21 protein-coding genes are annotated in these 22,155 nt (G+C 43.3%); 5 read left to right on the top strand and 16 right to left on the bottom strand.

The window, feature by feature from the left end; genetic code table 11:
- Window positions 1–223: 223 nt before the first annotated feature.
- The 12 genes from FPZ43_RS05630 to FPZ43_RS05575 form a co-directional block, all read right to left on the bottom strand.
- Window positions 224–1,840 (bottom strand): gliding motility protein RemB, encoded by a 1,617-nt coding sequence (locus tag FPZ43_RS05630; RefSeq protein WP_146380879.1) that lies wholly within the window; start codon window positions 1,838–1,840, stop codon window positions 224–226.
- A 23-nt stretch (window positions 1,841–1,863) separates the two neighbouring features.
- Window positions 1,864–3,000, bottom strand: a complete 1,137-nt coding sequence (gmd, locus tag FPZ43_RS05625; protein ID WP_146380878.1) for a GDP-mannose 4,6-dehydratase — start codon at window positions 2,998–3,000, stop codon at window positions 1,864–1,866.
- A gap of 76 nt (window positions 3,001–3,076) precedes the next feature.
- Window positions 3,077–3,640 carry a DUF3109 family protein gene (locus tag FPZ43_RS05620; RefSeq protein WP_146381129.1) on the bottom strand — a complete coding sequence of 188 codons (564 nt, stop codon included), beginning with the start codon at window positions 3,638–3,640 and terminating at the stop codon, window positions 3,077–3,079.
- An 8-nt stretch (window positions 3,641–3,648) separates the two neighbouring features.
- Window positions 3,649–4,431 (bottom strand): DUF3108 domain-containing protein, encoded by a 783-nt coding sequence (locus FPZ43_RS05615; protein WP_146380877.1) that lies wholly within the window; start codon window positions 4,429–4,431, stop codon window positions 3,649–3,651.
- Between the two features lie 44 nt (window positions 4,432–4,475).
- Window positions 4,476–4,991, bottom strand: a complete 516-nt coding sequence (locus tag FPZ43_RS05610; RefSeq protein ID WP_146380876.1) for a DUF2480 family protein — start codon at window positions 4,989–4,991, stop codon at window positions 4,476–4,478.
- Between the two features lie 71 nt (window positions 4,992–5,062).
- Window positions 5,063–7,159 (bottom strand): peptidylprolyl isomerase, encoded by a 2,097-nt coding sequence (locus FPZ43_RS05605; protein WP_261380993.1) that lies wholly within the window; start codon window positions 7,157–7,159, stop codon window positions 5,063–5,065.
- A gap of 108 nt (window positions 7,160–7,267) precedes the next feature.
- Window positions 7,268–7,831, bottom strand: a complete 564-nt coding sequence (gene lptC, locus FPZ43_RS05600; RefSeq protein ID WP_186461769.1) for an LPS export ABC transporter periplasmic protein LptC — start codon at window positions 7,829–7,831, stop codon at window positions 7,268–7,270.
- Between the two features lie 20 nt (window positions 7,832–7,851).
- Entirely contained in the window at window positions 7,852–9,174 is a 1,323-nt protein-coding gene (locus FPZ43_RS05595; protein ID WP_146380873.1) for a hypothetical protein, read from the bottom strand.
- Window positions 9,167–9,910, bottom strand: coding sequence for a type III pantothenate kinase (locus FPZ43_RS05590; RefSeq protein ID WP_146380872.1), 744 nt, complete (start codon window positions 9,908–9,910; stop codon window positions 9,167–9,169). The genes FPZ43_RS05595 and FPZ43_RS05590 overlap by 8 nt, the downstream gene beginning before the upstream one ends.
- Window positions 9,910–10,602 (bottom strand): phosphoribosylformylglycinamidine synthase subunit PurQ, encoded by a 693-nt coding sequence (gene purQ, locus FPZ43_RS05585; RefSeq protein WP_146380871.1) that lies wholly within the window; start codon window positions 10,600–10,602, stop codon window positions 9,910–9,912. Before purQ ends, FPZ43_RS05590 begins: the two co-directional genes overlap by 1 nt.
- Before the next feature lie 45 nt (window positions 10,603–10,647).
- Window positions 10,648–11,634, bottom strand: coding sequence for a DUF6427 family protein (locus tag FPZ43_RS05580; protein ID WP_146380870.1), 987 nt, complete (start codon window positions 11,632–11,634; stop codon window positions 10,648–10,650).
- A gap of 61 nt (window positions 11,635–11,695) precedes the next feature.
- The gene (locus tag FPZ43_RS05575) at window positions 11,696–12,682 is read right to left on the bottom strand and encodes a glycosyltransferase family protein (RefSeq protein ID WP_146380869.1); all 987 of its coding nucleotides are present in this window, start codon (window positions 12,680–12,682) and stop codon (window positions 11,696–11,698) included.
- 147 nt (window positions 12,683–12,829) lie between these two features.
- Between FPZ43_RS05575 and FPZ43_RS05570 the strand changes: the two genes are divergently transcribed.
- Window positions 12,830–13,255, top strand: a complete 426-nt coding sequence (locus tag FPZ43_RS05570; RefSeq protein ID WP_146380868.1) for a hypothetical protein — start codon at window positions 12,830–12,832, stop codon at window positions 13,253–13,255.
- Here the strand turns inward: FPZ43_RS05570 and FPZ43_RS05565 are convergent.
- The 4 genes from FPZ43_RS05565 to upp form a co-directional block, all read right to left on the bottom strand.
- Window positions 13,252–14,106, bottom strand: a complete 855-nt coding sequence (locus FPZ43_RS05565) for a UDP-2,3-diacylglucosamine diphosphatase (protein WP_146380867.1) — start codon at window positions 14,104–14,106, stop codon at window positions 13,252–13,254. The genes FPZ43_RS05570 and FPZ43_RS05565 overlap by 4 nt on opposite strands.
- Before the next feature lie 262 nt (window positions 14,107–14,368).
- Window positions 14,369–14,902: a DinB family protein gene (locus tag FPZ43_RS05560; RefSeq protein WP_146380866.1), complete on the bottom strand. Its 534-nt coding sequence runs from the start codon at window positions 14,900–14,902 to the stop codon at window positions 14,369–14,371.
- Window positions 14,899–15,594: a YjjG family noncanonical pyrimidine nucleotidase gene (locus FPZ43_RS05555; RefSeq protein WP_146380865.1), complete on the bottom strand. Its 696-nt coding sequence runs from the start codon at window positions 15,592–15,594 to the stop codon at window positions 14,899–14,901. Before FPZ43_RS05555 ends, FPZ43_RS05560 begins: the two co-directional genes overlap by 4 nt.
- A gap of 64 nt (window positions 15,595–15,658) precedes the next feature.
- On the bottom strand, window positions 15,659–16,303 hold the full coding sequence (gene upp / locus FPZ43_RS05550) for a uracil phosphoribosyltransferase (protein ID WP_146380864.1): 645 nt from the start codon (window positions 16,301–16,303) through the stop codon (window positions 15,659–15,661).
- A 279-nt stretch (window positions 16,304–16,582) separates the two neighbouring features.
- On the opposite strand from upp, the gene uvrB reads away from it, so the two are divergent.
- From uvrB to FPZ43_RS05530, 4 genes are all read left to right on the top strand, one after another.
- Window positions 16,583–18,610, top strand: a complete 2,028-nt coding sequence (uvrB, locus tag FPZ43_RS05545) for an excinuclease ABC subunit UvrB (protein ID WP_146380863.1) — start codon at window positions 16,583–16,585, stop codon at window positions 18,608–18,610.
- A 309-nt stretch (window positions 18,611–18,919) separates the two neighbouring features.
- Entirely contained in the window at window positions 18,920–19,180 is a 261-nt protein-coding gene (locus tag FPZ43_RS05540) for a DUF4834 domain-containing protein (protein ID WP_146380862.1), read from the top strand.
- Window positions 19,181–19,189: 9 nt separating this feature from the next.
- The gene (locus FPZ43_RS05535; RefSeq protein ID WP_146380861.1) at window positions 19,190–19,486 is read left to right on the top strand and encodes a hypothetical protein; all 297 of its coding nucleotides are present in this window, start codon (window positions 19,190–19,192) and stop codon (window positions 19,484–19,486) included.
- Window positions 19,487–19,578: 92 nt separating this feature from the next.
- Entirely contained in the window at window positions 19,579–22,071 is a 2,493-nt protein-coding gene (locus FPZ43_RS05530; protein ID WP_146380860.1) for a hypothetical protein, read from the top strand.
- The last annotated feature ends 84 nt before the right edge of the window (window positions 22,072–22,155 follow it).

Raw genomic sequence — 22,155 nt, 5'->3', positions numbered from 1 at the left:
GTTGCTGAAACAAGTCCAGCATGACAGTGAGGATGCCTAAAAATACTTTGTACCCCATTCAATTCAACCTCAGTCATGCCGGTGCATATCGACATCCCACATGCTTAATTAGCCTGCTTGATGAGTTGCGGAAACAAGTTCAGCACGACAGTGAGCATATTGTCTAAATAACAAAGGCCCTGCGTTTCACAGAGCCTTTGTAGTATAAGAACTAATTAATTGATTAATGCGGCCTATAGCTCGCCAGGTCGTTGTATATCTGGCGGAACGAGCTGCGAAGGCCGAGCGTTATCATTGAGGTTTTATCATTAAACTGCGCGTTTTTTTCATTGCGGTAAATGCCGCCAAGTTCTATACGCAGGTTGGTACGCGGGTTAAGTACATAGGCCACTTTACCTTGCAGGTACACCATGTTGGTTGTTAAGCCCTGGCCAATGTTGTTATTATCGCGGTTAACCGGCTCGGTGTAAGGTAAAAATATGTCCTTACCGTTGTTGGCACCGTTATTATCAAGTCCATAACGGCCGTAATCTGCCTCGGCCATAAAGTCAAAGCGTTTGTAACTGTAGTTCAAAATACCCACAACCTCGCGTAAGTTGGCACCCCATGGATGTGCAAGTGGCTCGCTGTTGGCAGAGTAATTAATGATTGATGCTCTTTCCGAAAATGTATATGGCCTTACGGTATTGGTTTCAACCATAAAGTTCAGGTTGTTTACCTTGAACAGGTTTGTGCCCTTTAAGCCCACCTGGTATCCAAATTTGTTGCGTGAGCTGCCCGGGATATTAAAAAACTCTTTGGCCTGAAACTCATCCAACGAAAACTGCCCATAGGCAGTTACCATATCGCTTATTTTATATTTTGTTGTTATACCGATAACAGCATTGTCCGGCGAACCATTAGAAGCCTCAACAGGTCTTAGGAATATGAATGGGTTTACATAATTAAAGTCGAAGCCGTGTTTGTTGCCGGCATCATCCGTATCTGCCCATATTACCGAATCGAAGAAACCAAACGACAGGCGGTTGTTAACGTTCCAATCCAGGTAGTGGAAAACGCCCCATTTTTTACGATCAATAAAATGATCGCTTGTTAAAGCCGGGTCGTTAAAATAGCCCCACATAGACATGTATTTAACATTGCCCACGTTAGCTGTTACCTTAAAAAATGGGTAAGGCGTCGCATAATCTGACAACAACACCGAGCGGTAGCCATCGCCTATAAACGTTTTGTCTCGCCCGGCAGAGAAATTGAAATATTTGTTTGGCGTGTATGATACCGTTCCGGTAATGTATCGCCAGTTATATGAGTTCGGATTATCAACCAAAACCCTGGCCTGTGCCATGCCCGGTATCACGCCAACCTGGTTAACATAAGTTTGTATGTAATCCGGGAAGATACTGTTATTTAAAAAACCGCTAATGTTATAAGATAATTTACTGCCTACGGTACCACCTAATTGTATGCCTAAGGATGACAGGTGAGTTGTTCTGTCATTTGAAAAGTCGCGTCCAATCACAAAATCAGGGAGTATATCACCGTAAAAAGTGTAGCCATTACGCTGTACTTCCGCCGTGTGGCCATAAAAAAATGGCCGTAAAGCAGGATGCTTTGTTGCATACTCTTTATTAACATCCATCAGCGAATCGTAACGGGCGCGCAGTAAAGAGTCGTCAACCAAATACGGTTTCATAGCGGTATGCAGCCGCGTTTTGGTTGAGTAGGCATCAGTATTAAATTTCTGATAAAAATCATAAGAGTACGGCTGGTATACCGATTGGGCTTTTGTTATTCCGCCTGCCAGCAGCAGTACACCTATGCTTAGTAAACTTTTTCTCATATGTAGTTTTTGGCCGAGGCCTTTTATTCAAAATAATTTAATGTTGAGTAGCCGCCTTTACGCAGGTGCTCGTCTTTTTTGGCCAGGCTTAAATCGGCTATAACCATATCGGTAACCAATGCCTGCAAATCATATTTGGGCTGCCAGTTAAGCTTTTGTTTAGCCTTGGTCGGGTCGCCAATTAACAGCTCAACCTCGGTAGGGCGGTAATAAGCCGGGTCAACTTTAACAACCGTTTGGCCGAATTTCAACGCCTCCAGGTTCAGGCCGAACTCACGGGTGCGTTCTTCATCAATATCTATGATTACCCCGCGCTCATTTTCATTTTTCCCGCTATACTCAATCTCGATACCCAGTTCGGCAAAGGCCATGCGCACAAAGTCGCGTACTGTGGTGGTAATGCCTGTAGCTATCACATAATCTTCGGCAACGTCCTGCTGCAGCATAAGCCACATGGCAGCTACGTAATCTTTAGCATGCCCCCAATCGCGCTGAGCCGAAAGGTTACCGAGGTAAAGTGTAGACTGCAAGCCCAAAGCGATTTTTGCCACAGCACGTGTAATTTTGCGGGTAACAAAAGTTTCGCCTCGGATAGGGCTTTCATGATTGAAAAGGATACCGTTGCAGGCATACATACCGTAAGCTTCACGGTAATTTACAATTATCCAGTAGCCATAAAGTTTGGCAACGGCGTATGGCGACCGTGGGTAAAAGGGAGTGGACTCTGACTGCGGAACGGCCTGCACCAAACCATACAGTTCCGATGTGGACGCTTGGTATATACGTGTTTTATTGGTTAATCCTAAAATGCGTATTGCCTCAAGTATTCGTAATACACCAATGCCGTCGGTATTGGCGGTATATTCGGGTGTGTCAAAACTCACTTTAACATGGCTTTGCGCACCCAGGTTATAAATCTCGTCGGGTTGTATTTCCTGCACCAGCCTGATAAGGTTGGTAGAGTCGCTCAGGTCGCCGTAATGTAAATGAAACTTTACACCCTGCTCATGCGGGTCATGATATAAATGATCTATACGGTCGGTATTAAATGACGATGACCGGCGCTTTACGCCATGTACCTCATAACCCTTTTTGAGTAAAAATTCGGCTAAATATGCACCATCCTGCCCGGTAATACCTGTAATCAGCGCTTTTTTCATTGTTCTTATATGGATAAAATCGGGGGATCTTACAATCTACAATATTATCCAAATAAATTGAAAAAGCTTCAGTTTTTTAGATGCCTGCAACTGTGTCTTCTAACTCGCTGTACCATTCTTCGCCATATTTGCGAATAAGCGGGCCCTTTAAAAACTGGTGTACAGATATTTTAAGCTCGTTACCAAAACTGCAAGCCGGGCTACAAATACTCCAGCGGTCGTAGTTTAAAATGTCGAACTCAGGGTATGCCGTTATCCGGATAGGGTATAAGTGGCATGATATGGGCTTTTGCCAGGTAATATCTCCATGCTCGTATGCCTTCTCAATTGCGCATTTGGTGATGCCGTTTTCCCAGGTTACATAAGCGCACTCCTTGTTGGTGTCTACACAAGGTGTGGTATAATCGCCTTCAAAATCGGTAACATGGGTGCCTTCACGTTCAATGGTGGCAATACCTTTGGCGGTCATGTATGGTTTTACCTTCGGGTAGATCTCAGACAGTATGCCCAACTCGTCATGATTAAGCGGCGCACCAGAGTCGCCCTCAAGGCAGCAGGCACCTTTGCATTTTGTTAAATTACAAACAAAGTTTTCCTTTACAACATCTTCATGCAACAGCACGTTGCCAACTTCAATCATCATTGCTTTTATTTTTTTACAGGATTTAGCGGGTATTTTAATCCGCTTGCCTGCGACAGATCCATTACCAAACTACCCACAATTAGCTCCACATGTGCCTTTACAGGGATGCGGTTAGCGTCATCAGTTATCCATAAATACAACTTGCTGTTTTTACGGAATATACGACCGGGGATAATTGTGGGGTTAAATTTAAGACAATTAAACGTACCAAGTCCGCACTTAACCTGTTCTTTTCCCAAATATGTTACGGTGAGCGAGTGGACACCATCCTCGAGAAAGTATCTCAACTCCAGTTTATCATTTATTTTTAGGCCCGATACATCAATATTTCGGGTATAGTAATATGCCGATAAAAAGTCGAACACGTTACCGGTGAAAGGGTACACGCCCTTGTCGGCAGTTATTTTATTAGTCTGGTGGTCAAACGTAACCTTATCGCTATGTTTATAGCCGCCCTCTTTACGGTTTTCGGTGTAGTAGTACGGCTCAAGTGTTTTGGTGTCGATAAAACTTTCGTATTTGTTACGCACATTGAATAGAAAGTTAAAGGTGCCTAAAGTTTTGGCATCGGCAACAATATGCATGGCAGGTTTACCCTCATATTTGTTAGGCGTATTCTCCACCTTGATCACGGCCTCGGCTGCCGAAAAGATGCCGTATTTAAGTTTGTAAGTTATTTGTTCGCCGGGCTGAAATGCGTTATTGGCAGTTTTAGTAACCTCCTGGCTATGCGCCGCCACAGTAAAACAAATAATTGTTGTTAACAGGGCGATAAAGTGTTTCGTCATTTAAAATTATTTAAAACGCATAGACAGTAAGATGCCTAAACAGTTTAATCCTTACGTTTATAAATTGGTACTGTTGAACATGGCTCGCCAAACATGAGGCTTTTGGCCACGGGAGTTAATTTCTTGGTAAGCTCCACATAAGCCGATGTTGGGACATCTATATCGCCGCAGCCTTTTATTACCAGGCGTTGGTCGCGGTACTGTTCTACATCAAGGTTAGCCATCTGTTTTAAAAATAAAACAGTTTCCAATAATTCTGCATCCCCAAAAACAACTTCTTTGGCATAAGGGGCCATACGGTTAGCTAAAAGCATATATGCCCAGGCGGGTACAATGGCATCAGCGGTGCAGGTAACGGCCACATACTTGTCCTGATACTGGCTCCAGTCGTGTCCCTTTACAAACTCGCGGAAATCTTTTTCGCGCAGCATAAGGCCATGAAAAAGGTTATCGGTAATATCATATACAACGCGCTCGCCCGCAACGTAAAACTGGGCAGGGTCTAACGTAACCAGCCCGCTTTGGGCAACTTTATTTATAATGTTTTCCTGTATTTCCATGGTGCCTTAAAATAAAAAATCCGGCAATGCTATAACGCAATTGCCGGATGTAAAATTACTTTAAATTTAGCTTAGTAGAACTTAGCGCGGTTATCTTTTACATTAGCCTTATCTTTCAGGGCGTCAAGTATCAAACCTTCCGAGCGTTGTACCAATGCTTGTGATAGCTGTTGTTTTTCACGAACCGCGTTGGTAAGCTGTGCAGGGTTAACAAAGCTGTCAACAACATACACGTACACACCTGCAGCACCTTCAACCGGTTTTGACAATTTGTTTGGCTGTGAACCAAAGATTGAACCGATAAGTTTGTACTCCGGAACAGAACCTGGAATAACCGGGTTAGCAAACACTATGTTTTGTACAGGCACTACTGTGCTGCCAGCTTTTTGGGCAACCTGGTCAATTGAACCGGCACCGTTTAAAGCAGCATTATACTTTTCGGTTAATTTTTTGCCTTTAGCCATGTTCATAACAGCAGGCTCAATTTGTTTTTTAACGTTATCTAATGATAACTGGCCTTTAGGTTTTACAGCTGTTAAGCGGGCAACTATAAACTGATCGCCGGTTGTGAATACCTGATCAGAAAAATCACCTTGTTCTGCCTTATACGCCCATTTAACAACGTCGCGTGCGTTATCAAGGCCTGGCAATGCTGCTGCAGTAGCAGTTACATCATCAGCTTTTTTAATAGTTAAGCCTGATTTTTTAGCCTGCTCATCAAAATTATCTTTGTTTAGGCTGCTCAGGAAAGATTGAGCCTTGCTGTAAACAGCTGCCTGTGTTTTGCTGCTTGGTTGTAAAGGTTTATCAACCACGGCTACTTTAACCACTTTAGATGAACCTTTTTGACTCTGTACCTCGAAAAGGTGCACGCCAAACTGGGTAGTTACCGTTTTAAGTTCGTTTGGTTTGCTATTAAACACTGCTTCATCAAACGCAGGCACCATGGCGCCACGGCCAAAAGTACCAAGGTCGCCACCTTTCTCGCCAGATTGTTTATCTACAGAGTATATCTTAGCAAGGTCAGCAAATGATTTGCCGCCTGCAATAAGTTTCTTTAATGAATCTGCTTTAGCAACAGCTTTGTCAATACCACCTTCTGTAGCCGGGTTAATCAAGATGTGACGTGCTTTAACAGAGTCTGGTCCAACTTCGCTTGCAACAAGCTTGGCAACCTTGTAGCTTCCATTTGATAGGTAAGGGCCGTAGATGAAGCCTTTTTGAGCACCAAACATAACTGAGTCAAGCGTTGGCTCTAACTGGCCTTTGCGTACAGACGCAATAGGGGCTTTAGTTTCGGCGTTAACCTGTACAAAGAGCGAATCGTTAGTTGAAGCCTTGAAATCAGCAGCAAGTTTTTCTGCAAGCGCTTTCACAGCAGCCGAGTCTTCTTTTGAAGCAGCAGCATTAAAGCTTACGTAGTCGAAATTACGGGTTTCCTGTTTGTTGATAAACTCGTGTTTGTGATCGTTGTAGTAAGCGCTGTAATCACCATCGGTAAGTTTTACCTGGCTGTCTGGTATAGACGCGTATGGTAAAGTTGAGTATTTAAAGTTTACCAGCTTGTTTTTAGCCAGGTAATCATCTTTTGCGTCAAGTGAGTTTACATACAGGCCATTGGTAACCAAAGCCATGTATTTTTGTGATTTGCGGCCTTCAATAACCTGCTTAACAAAGTTGGCCCATTGGTCCATTTGTGCAGCATCAGCTTTACCGCTGTTGATGTATTGTAAAAACTGGTTCAGTTTTGATTTATCAAACTGGCCTTTTTCATCAACAAACTGGCGGGCAATGGCTTGGTCAGGGTTGTTACCTGATATCATTGATTGTATTTCGGCATCGCCTACAACAATACCCAATTTATCCATCTCTTTACCCAAAAGTTGCTGGGTTAATAGCTGGTTCCAGGTAGTTTCCTGCAGGTAGCTGTTTATTTGAGGAGTAAGCTCCTGGCCAGATTGCTGGCGGAACTGCTGTGTAGAAGCATCAAGCCTTTCGTTAAATTCCTGGTAAGAAATGGCTTTACCATTTACTTCGCCCACTTCATTAGCGCTATCTCTGAAAAATGAACTGCCCGACTTTACTACCTCACCAATAATGAAAGCAAAAAGTGCCAATCCAATAACAATTGCGAGAATCTTTCCCATTCGCTCTCGCAAAAAACCCATTATACCCATATAACTTTATAATTTTATATACTCAAAAAAGAGGCGCAAGATACAATTTTTACTAAAATTCTATAGCACAAAATATTGCGTAATTATCTCAGTAAAAAACTATTCGGCCACGCTGTTATCCATGTGAACGATGGCCGTTGCGTTTTCAAACCTGGGGTTGCGAAGTTCCTGGCTGGTGAATTTAGTACCGGTCATTTGTTGGCCATCTGGCTTGGTCATTACTACGGACTGGTTGGAGTAAACTTCTTTGGTTTTTGAGTTCCAGATCAGTTCTTCAGAGCGGTATTTAACTCCTTCAGTGTTGGTTGCTATAACATTATGCCTAAAGACTACCAGGTTTTTATCTTCATAGCGGGTGCATGAATCGGCAATGACATCGCCACCTACCGTCAGGTTTTTATTGTAGAAGATGATTTTTACCCCGTTGGGCATTTGGTCGACAGGTGGCTTTTTTGCGTATTCGTAACGCACAGGCGCCGTTAATACAGCCTTTACATAAGCAGAATCGCTGTATGTAATTCTCACGTTTTTGGTGATAGTGATGGCCTTGGTAGCGTCGGCGGCAGTTACGGCCCGCACCTTGTTCAGGTCATTCTCACAGGCACCAAGTAAAAGTGCGCTGCTTAGTATTGCAGGCAAATATAAACGTGTGTATTTACCCATGTTTAACATTGCAGGTACTATTAATCAAACCTGTATTTCTGGAACCACTTATCATTAAGTGTGAACGAAAGGTGCAGATTTATGTAGTTTTCTTTAACTAGGCCACTTGCTAATGTACCGCGACGCCCAACCTCGGCAGCAAGGTTAATTTTGTAGAAGCTGCTGTTATTGGGGCGCAATGGTAAGCCAAAGCCTATGGTACCTGCGTAACGTTTGATATTAGTGTTATTAACTACCATGTAAGTATCGTCCATGATAAATCCGAGGCGATAATCTACAGATGCCCAATAGTTTGAAAGCGAATTGATGTTTGGCGTAAACTGGCCACCCACGTTTACCGTGCGGCTGTTTCTTAGGCCCCTATTAACACCGTCAACAGTTAGCTCCGACCATTTGCCCATGCTGTAATCTGCACCAATTAAAAACTTACCATCATTTTGGTACGATATACCGAAGTGCTGCATAAGCGGTAATTGTACTTTGCCCTTTGGGTTAGTGCGGTTTACGATACTGTCTGTAGCCAGTCCCGCGTCGCCGTTGCTATCGCTATAATAGTTACTTACAATATAACGGCTTTGTGTATTGAGCTTGGTGTTTGCCGAGCCCGAGTAACCAAAGGTAAGGTGCCTGCGCAGCGAAAAATCTATAGAGTATTGTGCACCAAAGTCATAATTAAAACCATTGATGGCATTGCTTTCTTCAACCCTTGAATTAAGTACACCTAATGAAATGTTTGGTATCTCGGTAGATTGGGTTTCTTTTAAGTTACCAAAGATATAGGATGCATTGGCACCGATTGACAAGTGGCTACCTATACCAAAACCGTAACCAAGGTAAATTTTTGACAAGCCGCCATCGCCTGAGTAAATGTAGTTAACAGCATTTGTATCTGCGGGGAGGCCGGTGCCAAAGTTGTTTAACTTTTGGCGGTAGTTGTAACCCATTTCGGTGTATGGCATTAAACCAAAAGCTAACGCCGAGCGCTTGCTTACCGGGATACCGAATGCAAGGTGGCTCAACCTGAATGAATTGTTTGACTGGCTGTTTTGCCCTGTTTTATTTAGCGTGGTAATACGTGCAAGCAAACCAGCATCAATAACGGTAATACCTATTTTTGAGTATGACGCAGGGTTAGCAGGGTTGATGTTATTAAAAAGGCCAACTGTATTTATAGCTGTTGATATACCACCCATACCAATGTTGGTTGGTAATACTGCCGGGTTATAATCTCCCAGGCCATAGCGCGAGTACGGAGAACTGGTTGTTGCTGTGCTTTGTGCGTTTGCAGTAACCGTAGCTGCAGTAAGTAATACTAATACACCGAACCTTATAAATTTAATCATTATGCTTTTGTATAGCTGCGTTTAATCCTTTGAGAACCAGGTAAGGCTCAATTTTAATATAGGGGGCAAAGATGCTATTTTTCAATAGAGTATCAAAAAAAATACTGTCGCCCCCGTGCAGTATAATGTTGTACTCTTTAGCTGTTTTTATATAGTTTTCAATAAAGCCCTTAAGCTCATATTTTATCCCGTTTTGCACGCCGGATGTAATGGCTGTTCGAGTATCATGCCCGTAAGCTTCGTTAAAGCCCTCGTCTGCACTTAACAGGGGCAAAGCCGCTGTGTAATAATTAACGGCTTTATAACGCATTTTTAGCCCCGGCGATATACTGCCGCCAAAATAATTTGCATCAGCGTCAACATAGTCATAGGTAATGCAGGTGCCGCCGCCAATAACCATATTGTTGTTGCCGGGGTACAGGTGGTGTGCGCCAACTACGGCAGCAAACCTGTCGGCCCCTAATGTTTGTGGTGTTTTATAGTGGTTATTTACGCCGGCAGGTACAAGGCTGTTAAAATAAAGCACATTAAAGCGTGCCTCAAGTATGTGCAGCCAGCTTTGCCTTTCTGTTTTCACAGTGGCAATCACTACCTTTTCAATATTGTAATTTGTTAAAAAGCTGTTTACATCGGCCTGTTCTGCGTCATCGTATTGCTCAACCCTTAACATATGGCCGCCATCAAATATGGCCACCTTTGTAAACGTGTTACCAATATCAATAACCAGGTTTGCCATTAGGCGTTAGCCAGCGATAAAATTGATTCAAATATGGCCAGGCCGTCCTGGTTACCTACCAATGCTTCGGCAGCACGCTCCGGGTGTGGCATAAAGCCAAACACGTTGCGGCCTTCGTTACAAACACCTGCTATGTTCTCTGCCGAACCGTTTGGATTGGCATCGGTAGTGATGTTACCGGCCTCGTCGCAATAGCGGAACAATACCTGATCGTTATCATTAATGGCTTTCAATACATCAGGCTCGGCAAAATAGTTACCCTCGCCATGGGCCAAAGGTATTTTAAGTGCGCGTTGCGGATCAATAGATCGGGTTACCAGCGAGTTGGTGGTTTGTGCCTTTAAATAAATATTGCGGCAAATAAATTTGCGGTTTTCGTTGTGCAGCAGCGCTCCCGGTACCAAACCAGCCTCGGCCAGGATCTGGAAACCATTGCAAATGCCCATTACTTTGCCGCCCTTTGCCGCAAATTGAATAACCTCTTGCATAATAGGCGAGAAGCGGGCAATAGCACCCGAGCGAAGGTAATCGCCGAAGGAAAAGCCTCCCGGCAAAACTATAAACTCAGCACCTTGTAAATCATGGTCTTTATGCCATAACCTTACAACCTGCTGGCCCATTACATTTTCAAGAACGTGGATGATATCTTCATCGCAATTAGAACCCGGAAAAATTACTACGCCAAATTTCATGCTACAAAACTAACATAACCGCCGAAATATGAACGAATGTAAAAGTTAAAAAGTGTTAAACTGAAAGTATATAATGCTGATAAGCAGCAGGAAGTACAAACTTTCGTAGATCCACTTTTTGGTGCCGTTTAAAAAATAGTAGGCAAAAAAGACAGACGCGGGCACTGCACAAAGCAAAAAGTGGTTTAAGTTGAACTGACTCTTCACATAAAAAGACATGCCGGCAATCAGAAAAAGGAAAAATAGCAGTAGGAATGATTTGCGTACCTGCACATAGCTCTTAAGGTAATTTTGCTGCAGTTTATAAAAGTAGAGTATCAACAACAATACCACCGGTACAAGTACCAAATAATTGATATACCTGATGTTGATACTGTTCGGAAATCGCGTGCCTAAAGGTGCCCATATCTTAAAGAAATAGCCCAGGCGATTGCTGAGGTAATAGATAACGGCCAGGAAGAAAAAGACCGTAAGGTAGCCTAAGATGCCCGAAATCCATTCCCGCCAGTTAAAAGGCTTGAAAATAATTAGGGCAATCCAGATGCATAAAAAAAGGTATATGAAAGGCAGATATATTAGCGAGCCAATTGCTACGATTATACCTAAATCATATGCGGTAGATTTGGCATCATCGCTTTTGTAAAGACTCAATAGCTTAAACAGCATCCAAATCACCAAGAAGTTGCAAAACAAAGGAGCGCTTAATACCATGAATGGTGTAAACAATGCCGATAGCGTTACATACATTAGCGCCGGCAAAAATGTTGGCCGGCTAAGCAGGTTATATAAATTTGCAAGATAATTGATGAGCAGGGCCTGTGCCAATACCAGCACGGCCGCCAAAAAGATATTCATACCTGGCGAAAAGGTGTACTCGTACGATGCAGGGATAAGCAGGCGCGCAAATGGCTCAACAAAAACAAACTGGATTTTATCAGGAGCTTGCAGGGCGTAACCAATGCGGGTAATTAACAACAGCACAGCCAGCCATATTACGTTAAGCGGATTATAGACTTTAAAAAGGTTTATCATTTACGGGCTGCTTGTTGCGCGGTAAAATTAGCAGAAAAACCTTTTACAGCGCAATTGATTATTAGCGCGCGTACTGCTTTATCATCGTATCTACAATCTGCGCGGTTTCATCAGGGAAATCAACAACGATCCTTTTATCTTCGGCAAGCCATCCGTTAACACGGTTTAAAAAGTCGCGGCTGATGGAATGAATAACTGATACACCTAATTTGGATGCCGACAGCGCATTACATTGCTGCTCGTACTGGCCGCGCATAGGTATCATCATTACTTTTTTGCCTAAATACAACGCCTCTGCCGGGCCCTCAAAACCACCGCCGGTAAGCAGGCCTGCGCAACTCGCCAGGCTTGTATTAAATGCTTCATTATTTACGGGGAACACCTTTACATTGCCAACGCTGTAAGGCTTTTTGGTACGTTTAGAGAAGACCTGCCATTGGGCATCTCTAGCCTGACCAAGATATTTTAACAGCTTATCATCACTGTAGGCCGGCAGGTAAACAGCGTAGTGGCCCAGGTTACTGGTTTCCATTTTTCGGATATCGCTGCGGATAACGGGCGTATGGATAAAGTCATCGTATCGCTCAAAATGAAAACCAACGTGATGAGTGGTGGGCGAGTAGTACTTAAATATCAGTTCTGCAGCGCTCCACTTGCGGGGGCGCGGTGTGTTTTTTGAAACGAACGAACACTGGTGACTTAACGAAACTGATGGTACCCCCTGAAGTTTGCATGCCCAGGCGCTTACCGGTTCAAAATCGTTTATAATAAGATCGTACTGCTTAAGCGGCAAGCTGCGCATGTCGCGCCAAAGTTGCCGGGTATTCATTATTTTGAAAGTAGCCCATTTATCTACCCCACCATTTTTACCAAATACAAAGCTAAAGCCATGCATTTTGTATTTAAGAGGCTGACTTAGGCTTACCTCGGCTTCGGTACCGCTTACCAAAAGATCTACCTCGCCGTATTGCTGCAACAGGGGAACAATTTCGCGCGCACGGCTTATATGGCCGTTACCTGTACCCTGTATACCAAACAATATTTTCATAGCGAGCAGAAATGACGGGGCAATTTAGCAAACAAATGCGTGTTGCAAATTAAATGCACGTAAATTATAGGTAAAGAGGCGCAAAGGGGATGAAGTGTGTCGGAATTAATTAACTTTATTATGTTATAACTCCTAACCTTTGTTAAAATGATCGAAACGATAATTGGACTTGCTGGATTGCTAATCGCTTGGCTAACGTATAAAAAAACTTATTTAGATAAGCCAAATGAAGAAATTGAGCATTTCGTTACGCAGTTTAAAGCAACTCAGGGAATGTCCGTTAAGGTTAGACAGATGTTAAAACAATATGCTGATGAGAATAAAGCTTATTCATTGGAAATATTCAACGGAATAACTATTCAATCTTATCTGATTATGATGAATGACTCATTTGAAAAAAACCTTCATGATGATCTGTTGAAAAAAACGATTCAACTAAATCCCTCCAAAATTATGCTTGCATCGATGACAAAAAGTTTAGAAGAACAACTCAAAGCCCTTACACAAGTGGAAAGTTTAATTTGGTCGATGAAACTCCATTTGCAAAATCAATCGGAAGGCTTTGGCTACTAATGCGCCTCCTGCCTAAAGCGCTCTAACAGGCTGCGTACATCCATTTTGGCGTCCAGGTCTTCGGCGTCGGTAACATCATCGTCCAAAACTTCCTGGGCGAAATCGGTTGGGTTGTATTTAAAAATATCCCAGTTGCCGTTGTGGTACTCAAGGGCGGTAAGGCTTTCCACCCAGTCGCCGCTGTTAAGGTAGAGCACCGAGCCTGTGTTTTCGGTAGATTTTATTTCCCTTATCTCGGCGTGGTGTATGTGCCCGCAAATAACATAGCTATACTGCTTTTCGACAGCAAGGTCGGCCGCGGTTTGCTCAAACTGGTTAATGAATTTAACGGCATCCTTAAACTTAGCTTTTACCTTTTGCGAAAAGCTCATTTTAGGGCGGCCCATAGCGGTGAGCAGCCAGTTGGTTAGGCTGTTGATGAGTATCAATGTATCATAACCTATGGCGCCTAATTTGGCCAGCCATTTGGAGTGCTGCATGGTAACATCAAATACGTCACCATGAAAAATCCAGGCCTTTTTGCCATCAATGTTGAGCACAACTTTGTTAAGCAGTTGAAACGAGCCCAGGTTAAGATCGGTAAACTTGCGTAGCATTTCATCATGGTTGCCGGTAAGGTAGTAAACAGGAACGCCTTCGGTAACAAACTTGAGTATACGGCGCACCACCTTCATGTGGCTTTCGGGCCAGTATGATTTGCTGAACTGCCAAATGTCGATAATATCGCCATTCAGGATCAGCATTTTTGGCTTGATGGATTTAAGGTATTTTAAAAGTTCTTTGGCGTGGCAGCCATAAGTGCCCAGGTGGACATCAGATATGATTACTATATCTACTTCGCGTTTTGCCATTAATTTATTGGCGGTACATCCGGTCTAAATAAAAAACAAATGTTGGTTACATGGCAAGGCCACAGGGTTTTAGTACAACTGTTATTCGTCGTCCTCTTCCTCGTTAACCCGAAGCTCATAGGGGCTTAAATAAAATACGCCCAACAGCACCAGTAAACCAACTACAAACAAGTAAGTAAATTCGAAATTCATCTTGTATTGTTTTTACAAAGGTCTAACAATTAAATTATTATACCGTTAAGACACTGTTAAATGTAAAAGGTTACCGGCCTGATGAAAAATTATTTTTTATCCTGTCCAACTGATCAAGATGGTGCAGCAGATGCACCCGTATAAACTTGTACCATTGCGGCGCGGTTAACATGCCCAGACGGGGGTGTTTGTATTTAATTTTTGGTGATGCATCTTTTACGAGCGGGGCAATGGTATCCATCCGCTTGCGGGTTTTGATGATGAGGTTTTTAGCCTCCTCGATAGATATTTTACCGGTTGGGTTTATGCCGGTCATATTTTCGGGCGCGGTAACCTTTATTGGCGGGATTTTGCCTGTGAGCATTGTATAATATCCCCAAAAGTTAAGGCCGCCTTTTGTTGGCTCGGCCACATTATGTGCGCACCGTTCAAGCGCAATGCCCGAGCTAAGCGTAGCCTTCATAATGTGCTCGTAAACTTCGGCAAGGCTCCAGCCACCCATTGGCGGCGTTTTGGTAAACTGCTCATCCGTAAAGCTATCCAGCTGTGCGCGGTAATTGCTCAGGGCATCATCAATAAGGCGGCGCTCTTTACCCAGGTTCATAATATTAAAGTTAGTTCTTTTAAATGAGCAATTTGCTTCGGTACATCAGCAGGTTTTTCAAGGCCTATCGGGTTAAAATAAATGGCATCCATACCATATCCCAGTGCACCGCGAATGTCGGCCTCAATACTGTCGCCTATCATAACGCTTTCATCTGCTTTGGCATTGGCGGCGTTTACCGCATATTCAAAAATGGCCGGGTCGGGCTTATTTACACCAACTATTTCAGATATAATTATCTGGTCGAAATATCTATCAATTCCTGTATTACTAACCTTAGTTTCTACCGACTCTTTAAACCCGTTGGAAATAAGGTGCAGCGTGTATTTACCCTGCAAATAGCTTAGCGTTTCATGCGCATGCGGAAACAGGTTGGTTTTATACGGCCCGAGCCTTACATAATCATCCTCGAATGCGTCAGGCACAAGATCGGGCAGTACGCCCATTTCTAAAAAGGTTTTTCTGAAACGGGTTCCGCGCAGGGTTTCTTTACTAATTTTACCCAAGTGATAATCTGCCCAAAGCTGATGGTTATTGCGGGTGTAACTTTCAATAAAATCTGCACATGATACAATGCCTATGTCACCAAGATTATAAGTACAGTAAAGTTCGTTAAGCGTTTCCTCCGCGTTTTTATCAAAGTCCCAAATGGTATGGTCAAGGTCAAAAAAGATGTGTTTGTAAGATTTCATTCTGGCAAAGTAACGCCGTAAAGCTATGTATAGTTTTTGTAGCTGTTTGTGGGGGTTACAATTATTATGCTTTCTCTCCAAACGCCAAATCTCCGGCATCACCTAAACCGGGCACTATGTAGCTCTTGCTGGTCATTTCCTCATCAACGGCACAAACCCACACTTTAACCTTGGGCAGGTTTGCACGCACATGCGCAATCCCCTCGGTGCTGGCAATAATGGCGGCCACATGCAGTTCGGCTATCTGGTATTGTGCCAACAGTTCTTTGCAAACGCGAACAATGCTTTGCCCGGTGGCCAGCATGGTATCAATAATGATTAAAGTTTTACCGTCAAGATTGGGTGCAGATATGTGATCTACCTGGATTGTAAACGCGCCGCTTTTGTTGGTTTTGCGGCATGCAGTTATAAATGCCGACTCCGATTGTTCAAATACATCCATAAAGCCCTGGTGAAACGGCAAGCCTGCTCTTAAAATGGTTACCAGAACCGGCTGCACGTTTGGCAGGTTAATATTGGCTATGCCAAGCGGTGTTGTTATTTCACTATCGGTATAGGGAAAGGTTTTACTTATTTCGTAAGCCAGTATCCCGCCAAGTTTTTGTTGGTTGCGTCTAAAACGCCCTTTATCTTGCTGTATTTCGGCATCACGTAGTTCGGCCAAAAATTGGTTTGCAATACTGTCTGTTTTGTTTAAGATAAACGGCATGGTAATGGGTGTTATATTTTTGAAACACCAACCTGCAAAAGCTTGGTCAAGTTAGTGGTATTAAATGCAATGCTTAGCATTATTAACAAAAAAGTGTGGCATTGTGTTGCTGCTGACATAGGGTTGTCATGCCGGGTTACTTACTTTGAAACAAGCTGCGAACATTGCCTGCTTTTATAAGTTATATTGCTTAGCGGTTAGCTGTATTCTGACTAAAATACTTAGCAATCTTGACAGCCCGATCACAAATGTTTGACCAGTAATCACTATTTTTGAATAATGGATTTTAAAATAACTTCTCAATACGTTCCTACAGGCGATCAGCCAGGTGCCATCAAGCAACTGGTTGAGGGTGTAAACAACGGCGATCCTTTTCAAACTCTTTTGGGGGTTACAGGGTCGGGAAAAACGTTTAGTATTGCCAACGTAATTGAGCAAACTCAAAAACCTACACTCATACTAAGCCACAACAAAACGCTTGCGGCGCAATTGTATGGCGAGTTTAAGCAGTTTTTTCCGGATAATGCGGTTAACTATTTTGTATCCTATTACGATTATTACCAGCCCGAGGCATTTATTCCCTCGTCAAATACCTATATCGAGAAAGATCTTCAAATAAATGAGGAGATTGAAAAGTTGCGTTTGCGTACCACTTCGGCATTAATGAGCGGGCGCCGCGATGTAATTGTGGTATCATCCATATCGTGTATTTATGGTATGGGTAATCCTGAGGACTTTGCAGCTTCGGTATTTAAGTTTGCGGTGGGCACCCGTGTAAGCCGTAATGCGTTTTTGCATCGCCTGGTCGAGATTTTATATGCCCGAACAACGGCCGATTTTAAGCGCGGTACTTTCCGTGTTAAAGGTGATACGGTTGATATTTTCCCGCCATACCTTGATTATGCTTATCGGGTTTCATTTTTTGGAGATGATATTGAGGAGCTTAGCTCATTTGATATAACCACCGGTAAAACTATTGAAAAAACAACCCATCTGGTGGTTTACCCGGCCAACTTATACGTAGCCCCGCGCGAGCGTTTCCAGCAATCCATCTGGGCTATACAGGAAGAGTTGGAGGTGCGTAAAAAGCAGTTCATAGACGATCAGCGTTTCCTGGAGGCCAAGCGTTTAGAAGAAAGGGTTAACTACGACCTTGAGATGATACGCGAACTGGGTTATTGCAGCGGTATTGAAAACTATTCGCGCTTTTTTGACGGCCGCGCGCCGGGTGCAAGGCCATTCTGTTTGTTAGATTATTTCCCTGATGATTACCTGATGGTGATTGACGAGAGCCACGTTACTGTGCCGCAAATACGTGCAATGTATGGAGGTGACAGGTCGCGTAAAATTGCCCTGGTGGATTACGGTTTTCGTTTGCCTGCGGCGATGGATAACCGCCCGTTAAATTTCCAGGAGTTTGAGCGCCTTGCCCCGCAAACTATTTATGTAAGCGCTACGCCGGGCGATTTTGAGCTTGAAAAATCTGAAGGTATAGTTGTTGAACAAGTTATACGCCCAACCGGCCTGCTGGACCCGATAATTGAGATACGCCCCGTTATTAACCAGGTTGATGACCTGCTTGATGAGGTAGACAAAACAATAAAAGCCGGCGACCGCGTGCTGGTTACCACCCTTACCAAACGCATGGCCGAGGAGTTGGCTAAATACATGGATAGGCTTGGTATCAAATGCCGCTACATCCACTCGGAGGTAAAAACCTTGGAGCGCGTGGAAATTTTGCGCGGATTGCGCCTTGGCGAGTTTGATGTACTGATAGGTATTAACTTATTACGTGAAGGGCTTGATTTACCTGAGGTTTCATTAGTGGCCATATTAGATGCTGATAAAGAAGGTTTCCTGCGCTCGGAGCGGTCGTTGATACAAACCATTGGTCGTGCGGCCCGTAATGACAGGGGACGAGTTATTATGTATGCCGATACGATAACTGAATCCATGCAGATAACGATTGACGAAACCAGTCGTCGTCGTGAAAAGCAGATCAAGTACAACGAAGAGCATGGCATTACGCCGCGCACGGTTGGCAAAACCAAAAGCGAGATTATGGAGCAAACATCAGTGGTTGACTTTAAGGGCGGTGTACAGCAAGCGTATGTTGAAACAGATGTGTTAACCCTGGCTGCTGATCCGATCGTAAATTACATGACCAAAGCGGATCTCAAAAAATCTATTGACAGCACCAAGAAGGATATGCTTGCCGCCGCCAAAAATATGGACTTCCTGCTGGCTGCCAAGCTTCGTGATGAAATGTTTGCTTTAGAGAAAATGATGGAGGAGAAGTTTAGTTAAGGTTTTTAGGGGTTTGTTATCGGGTATTAATTACCCGTTAATAGTTGTGTTTTAGGGTTTAGCTACCGCATTTTCTTGAAATAGCATTTGATTTAGAACCGTCACATCTTTTAGCGGGTCATGCCGAATTTATTTCGGCATCCCACATGCAAGGTAAAAAGCTGTTTATATGCAAATGATAGCTAATGCATACGGTAAAGGCAAACTGTAACAAATACATTCGACGTAAATCCATTATAAGTGCGTGTCATCATAACGAAACTTTTTATTCGTTATATACTTATATTTGTAAGCTTAAATTAAAAATCAATGGTCCTGATAAGGTTTCTCATCATATCTATTTGTGTATTATACATTATACGCAGCCTTGTGCGTATATTTTTGCCAATGCTTTTTCAAGGCTTTGTTAATAAAGCACAGGAGCAGGCGCGCCAGCAACAAAACTATTACCAGCAACGCCCGCCAGAGGGCCGTATAAAGGTTGATCACATCCCTGCCGATAGCCGCAAAAGCTCAATACCCGATACCGAAGGCGATTTTGTTGAATACGAGGAAATCAAAGAAAAATAGTACCAGCAAATGATACCCGAGGAGCTTTATAAACGTCGCAAAAATCATAACAATACGCCGCCATCGGTTATATTGCTGATAACTAATTTTATTATTGTTGCTTTGCTTATACAGGCTTTTACCGGGTGTAACCGTATCAATAACTTCTTTTGGATAGTTGTAGGTGTACTTGCCCTTTACAATGCCTACACCATTCGCCGAAACCGCGAGGAATATAACAGGCTGAACATTATCATCTATGTCTTAAGCATAGCCTTTATGGTATTCCTTTTCTTCCATTTTGATAGCCAACCGCATAACTGTTAAGCCATAATCTTGTAAAAGTTATAGTTTTAATCTCATGCAAATTTCTATTTTTGAGGTTTAAAAGAGTATTAACTATCCCTTAAAAGATTTAAATGAACAATTGGTTTAAACGCAATGGCACACACCTGGCTGTTATTGCAATTTTTGTTGCCATCTGCTTTTTCTTCCTTACCCCGGCATTTCAGGGTAAAACCTTAGGCCAAAGCGATGTTATAGGCGCACAATCCACCCAGGGCGAGATCATGAAATATCGCGCCAAGCACACAACCATACTTTGGACCAACCAGATCTTTGGTGGTATGCCTACCTTTCAGATATGGGCTCCATATCCGGATAATATTACCTCGCATGTTGTTAATGTTGTTAAAGCCGTGTTCCCTAACCCAGTTGATACCGTATTACTGCTTTTACTGGGTACCTACCTTTTATTTAACGTGTTAAAGATAAGGCCGTGGCTCGCTGCTGCGGGTGCTGTGGCGTTCACTTTTTCGTCATACAATATTATTTTGCTTGTGGCGGGGCACTCCAACCAGGCCTTCGCCATTGCATTTTTTGCACCCATACTTGCGGGTATTATCCTCACATTAAGAGGAAACTACTTCTTAGGCGGATCATTAACCGCCTTGTTCCTGGCGATGGAGATCCGCGCCAATCACATCCAGATGACGTATTACCTGCTGCTGTCTATCCTGATATTGGTGGGTATTGAATTGTACCATGCGGTAAAGGGTAAAAGATTGCAACAGTTTGGCAAAGCCATTGCTTTTTTAGCGGGTGCTACTTTGTTGGCTGTTGCTGTAAACGCATCAATACTGTGGAGTACGTATGACTATGGTACTGAGACTATCCGTGGCAAATCAAACCTAAAACAAACCACCAAAGAGCCAAGCAACGGCCTCGATAAAGAATATGCCTACCAATGGAGCCAGGGCGTGGGAGAATCTGTTACCTTCCTTATCCCCAATGCATACGGTGGCGGTACCGGCGCAGAGGCACCACAAATTGACGCTAACTCGGCTACTACAAAGGTGTTTTTAGATAAACAGGTACCGGCCGATCAGGCGCTTAATTACGCACAGCAAATTACAGGATCAATCCCGGGTTTAACTATGTACTGGGGTAACAAACCGGGTACTTCTGGTCCGTTTTATTTTGGTGCTGTAATCTGCTTCCTATTTGTATTTGGCTTGCTCATCATCCGCAGCCGTGTTAAATGGTGGTTGGTTGGCACTATTGTTTTAACCTTATTATTATCATTTGGCCGCAACTGGCCTTATGTTTCAGACATTTTCTTCAACTACTTTCCGCTGTACAACAAGTTCCGAGCGGTTGAGTCGATATTGGCTGTTGCAAGTATCTGTTTCCCTATCCTGGCATTCCTTGCCGTACAGGAGCTGATCAATACTGCTGATAAAAAAATCATCCAAAAGAAACTTTTAATTGCCGGCTACATTACAGGTGGTTTTACCCTCCTGATGATTGCCCTGCCAGATTTGCTTTTCAGCTTTAAAGCTGCTGACGAGGCTGCCGGCATCAATTACCTGTCGCAAGCATTTAAAGGCGATACAGCAATGGCCAACCAGATTGCCAACGCTGTAGTGAAGGACAGGATCTCATTGGAACGTACCGACGCTATACGCACCCTGTTCTTCCTGGCGCTTACATTTGGCGTTTTATTCGCCTATATAAAAGGCAGGGTAAAGGCAGAAGTATTATCTATCATCTTGTTCGCCATTACCCTGGTTGATCTTTGGCAGATAGACAAGCGCTATTTAAAAGATTCGAAATTTCAGGATAAAATTGACGCTGAGCAGGTAGTTAAACCCCGTGAAGTTGATGAGTTTATTTTGAAAGATAAGGATCCGCACTTCCGTGTATTTGATGCCGGTGCTGATTTCCGATCAGATACTTACAACCCGTTCTTCCACAAGTCAATCACAGGTTATTCGGCTGCAAGGCTTAAACGTTACGAAGAGCTTTATCTTAACCAATTAAGCAGCACTGTTAACCATGATGTATTGGATATGCTGAACGCCAAATACATCATTACGCCAGATCAAAAAACGGGTACGGCAAATATGCAGGCTAATCGAACGGCTTGCGGTAATGCATGGTTTGTAAACAGCATAAACTATGTGAAAGATGCCGACCAGGAGATGAACGCCATAAGCAGCTTTGACCCTAAGGCCGAGGCAATGGTTGACCAGCAGTACAAAAAAATTGTTGAGCGTTTACCGGTTACCGCTTCAGACCCTAATGCAACCATTAAATTGGTAAGTTACAACCCGGATCACATGGTTTACCAATCGGGCTCAACTACCAACCAGGTAGCCGTGTTCTCGGAAATATACTATAACAAAGGCTGGACAATGTTAATTGATGGCGTGGAGCAGCCGTATTTCCGTGCAGATTATCTGTTGCGTGCAGCTACCATACCATTGGGTAACCACAAGATCGAGTTTGTTTTCCACCCCACATCTTACTATGCAGGCGAAAAGATCTCGTTAATAGGTTCGATACTATTGGTGTTGGCATTAGCCGGTGCTATTTTCCTGGAAACTAAAAAGAAAAAGCAAGTAGCGTAAGTAAACGCTTTAGCCGATACCAAAAGAGCGATGGGTATAAACTCATCGCTCTTTTTATATCATCACATTTGGTACATGGTAATC

Origin of the sequence: Mucilaginibacter pallidiroseus, from assembly GCF_007846085.1 — a bacterium.
GTDB lineage: Bacteria > Bacteroidota > Bacteroidia > Sphingobacteriales > Sphingobacteriaceae > Mucilaginibacter > Mucilaginibacter pallidiroseus.
This window is presented reverse-complemented; position numbering and strand designations above follow the sequence as displayed.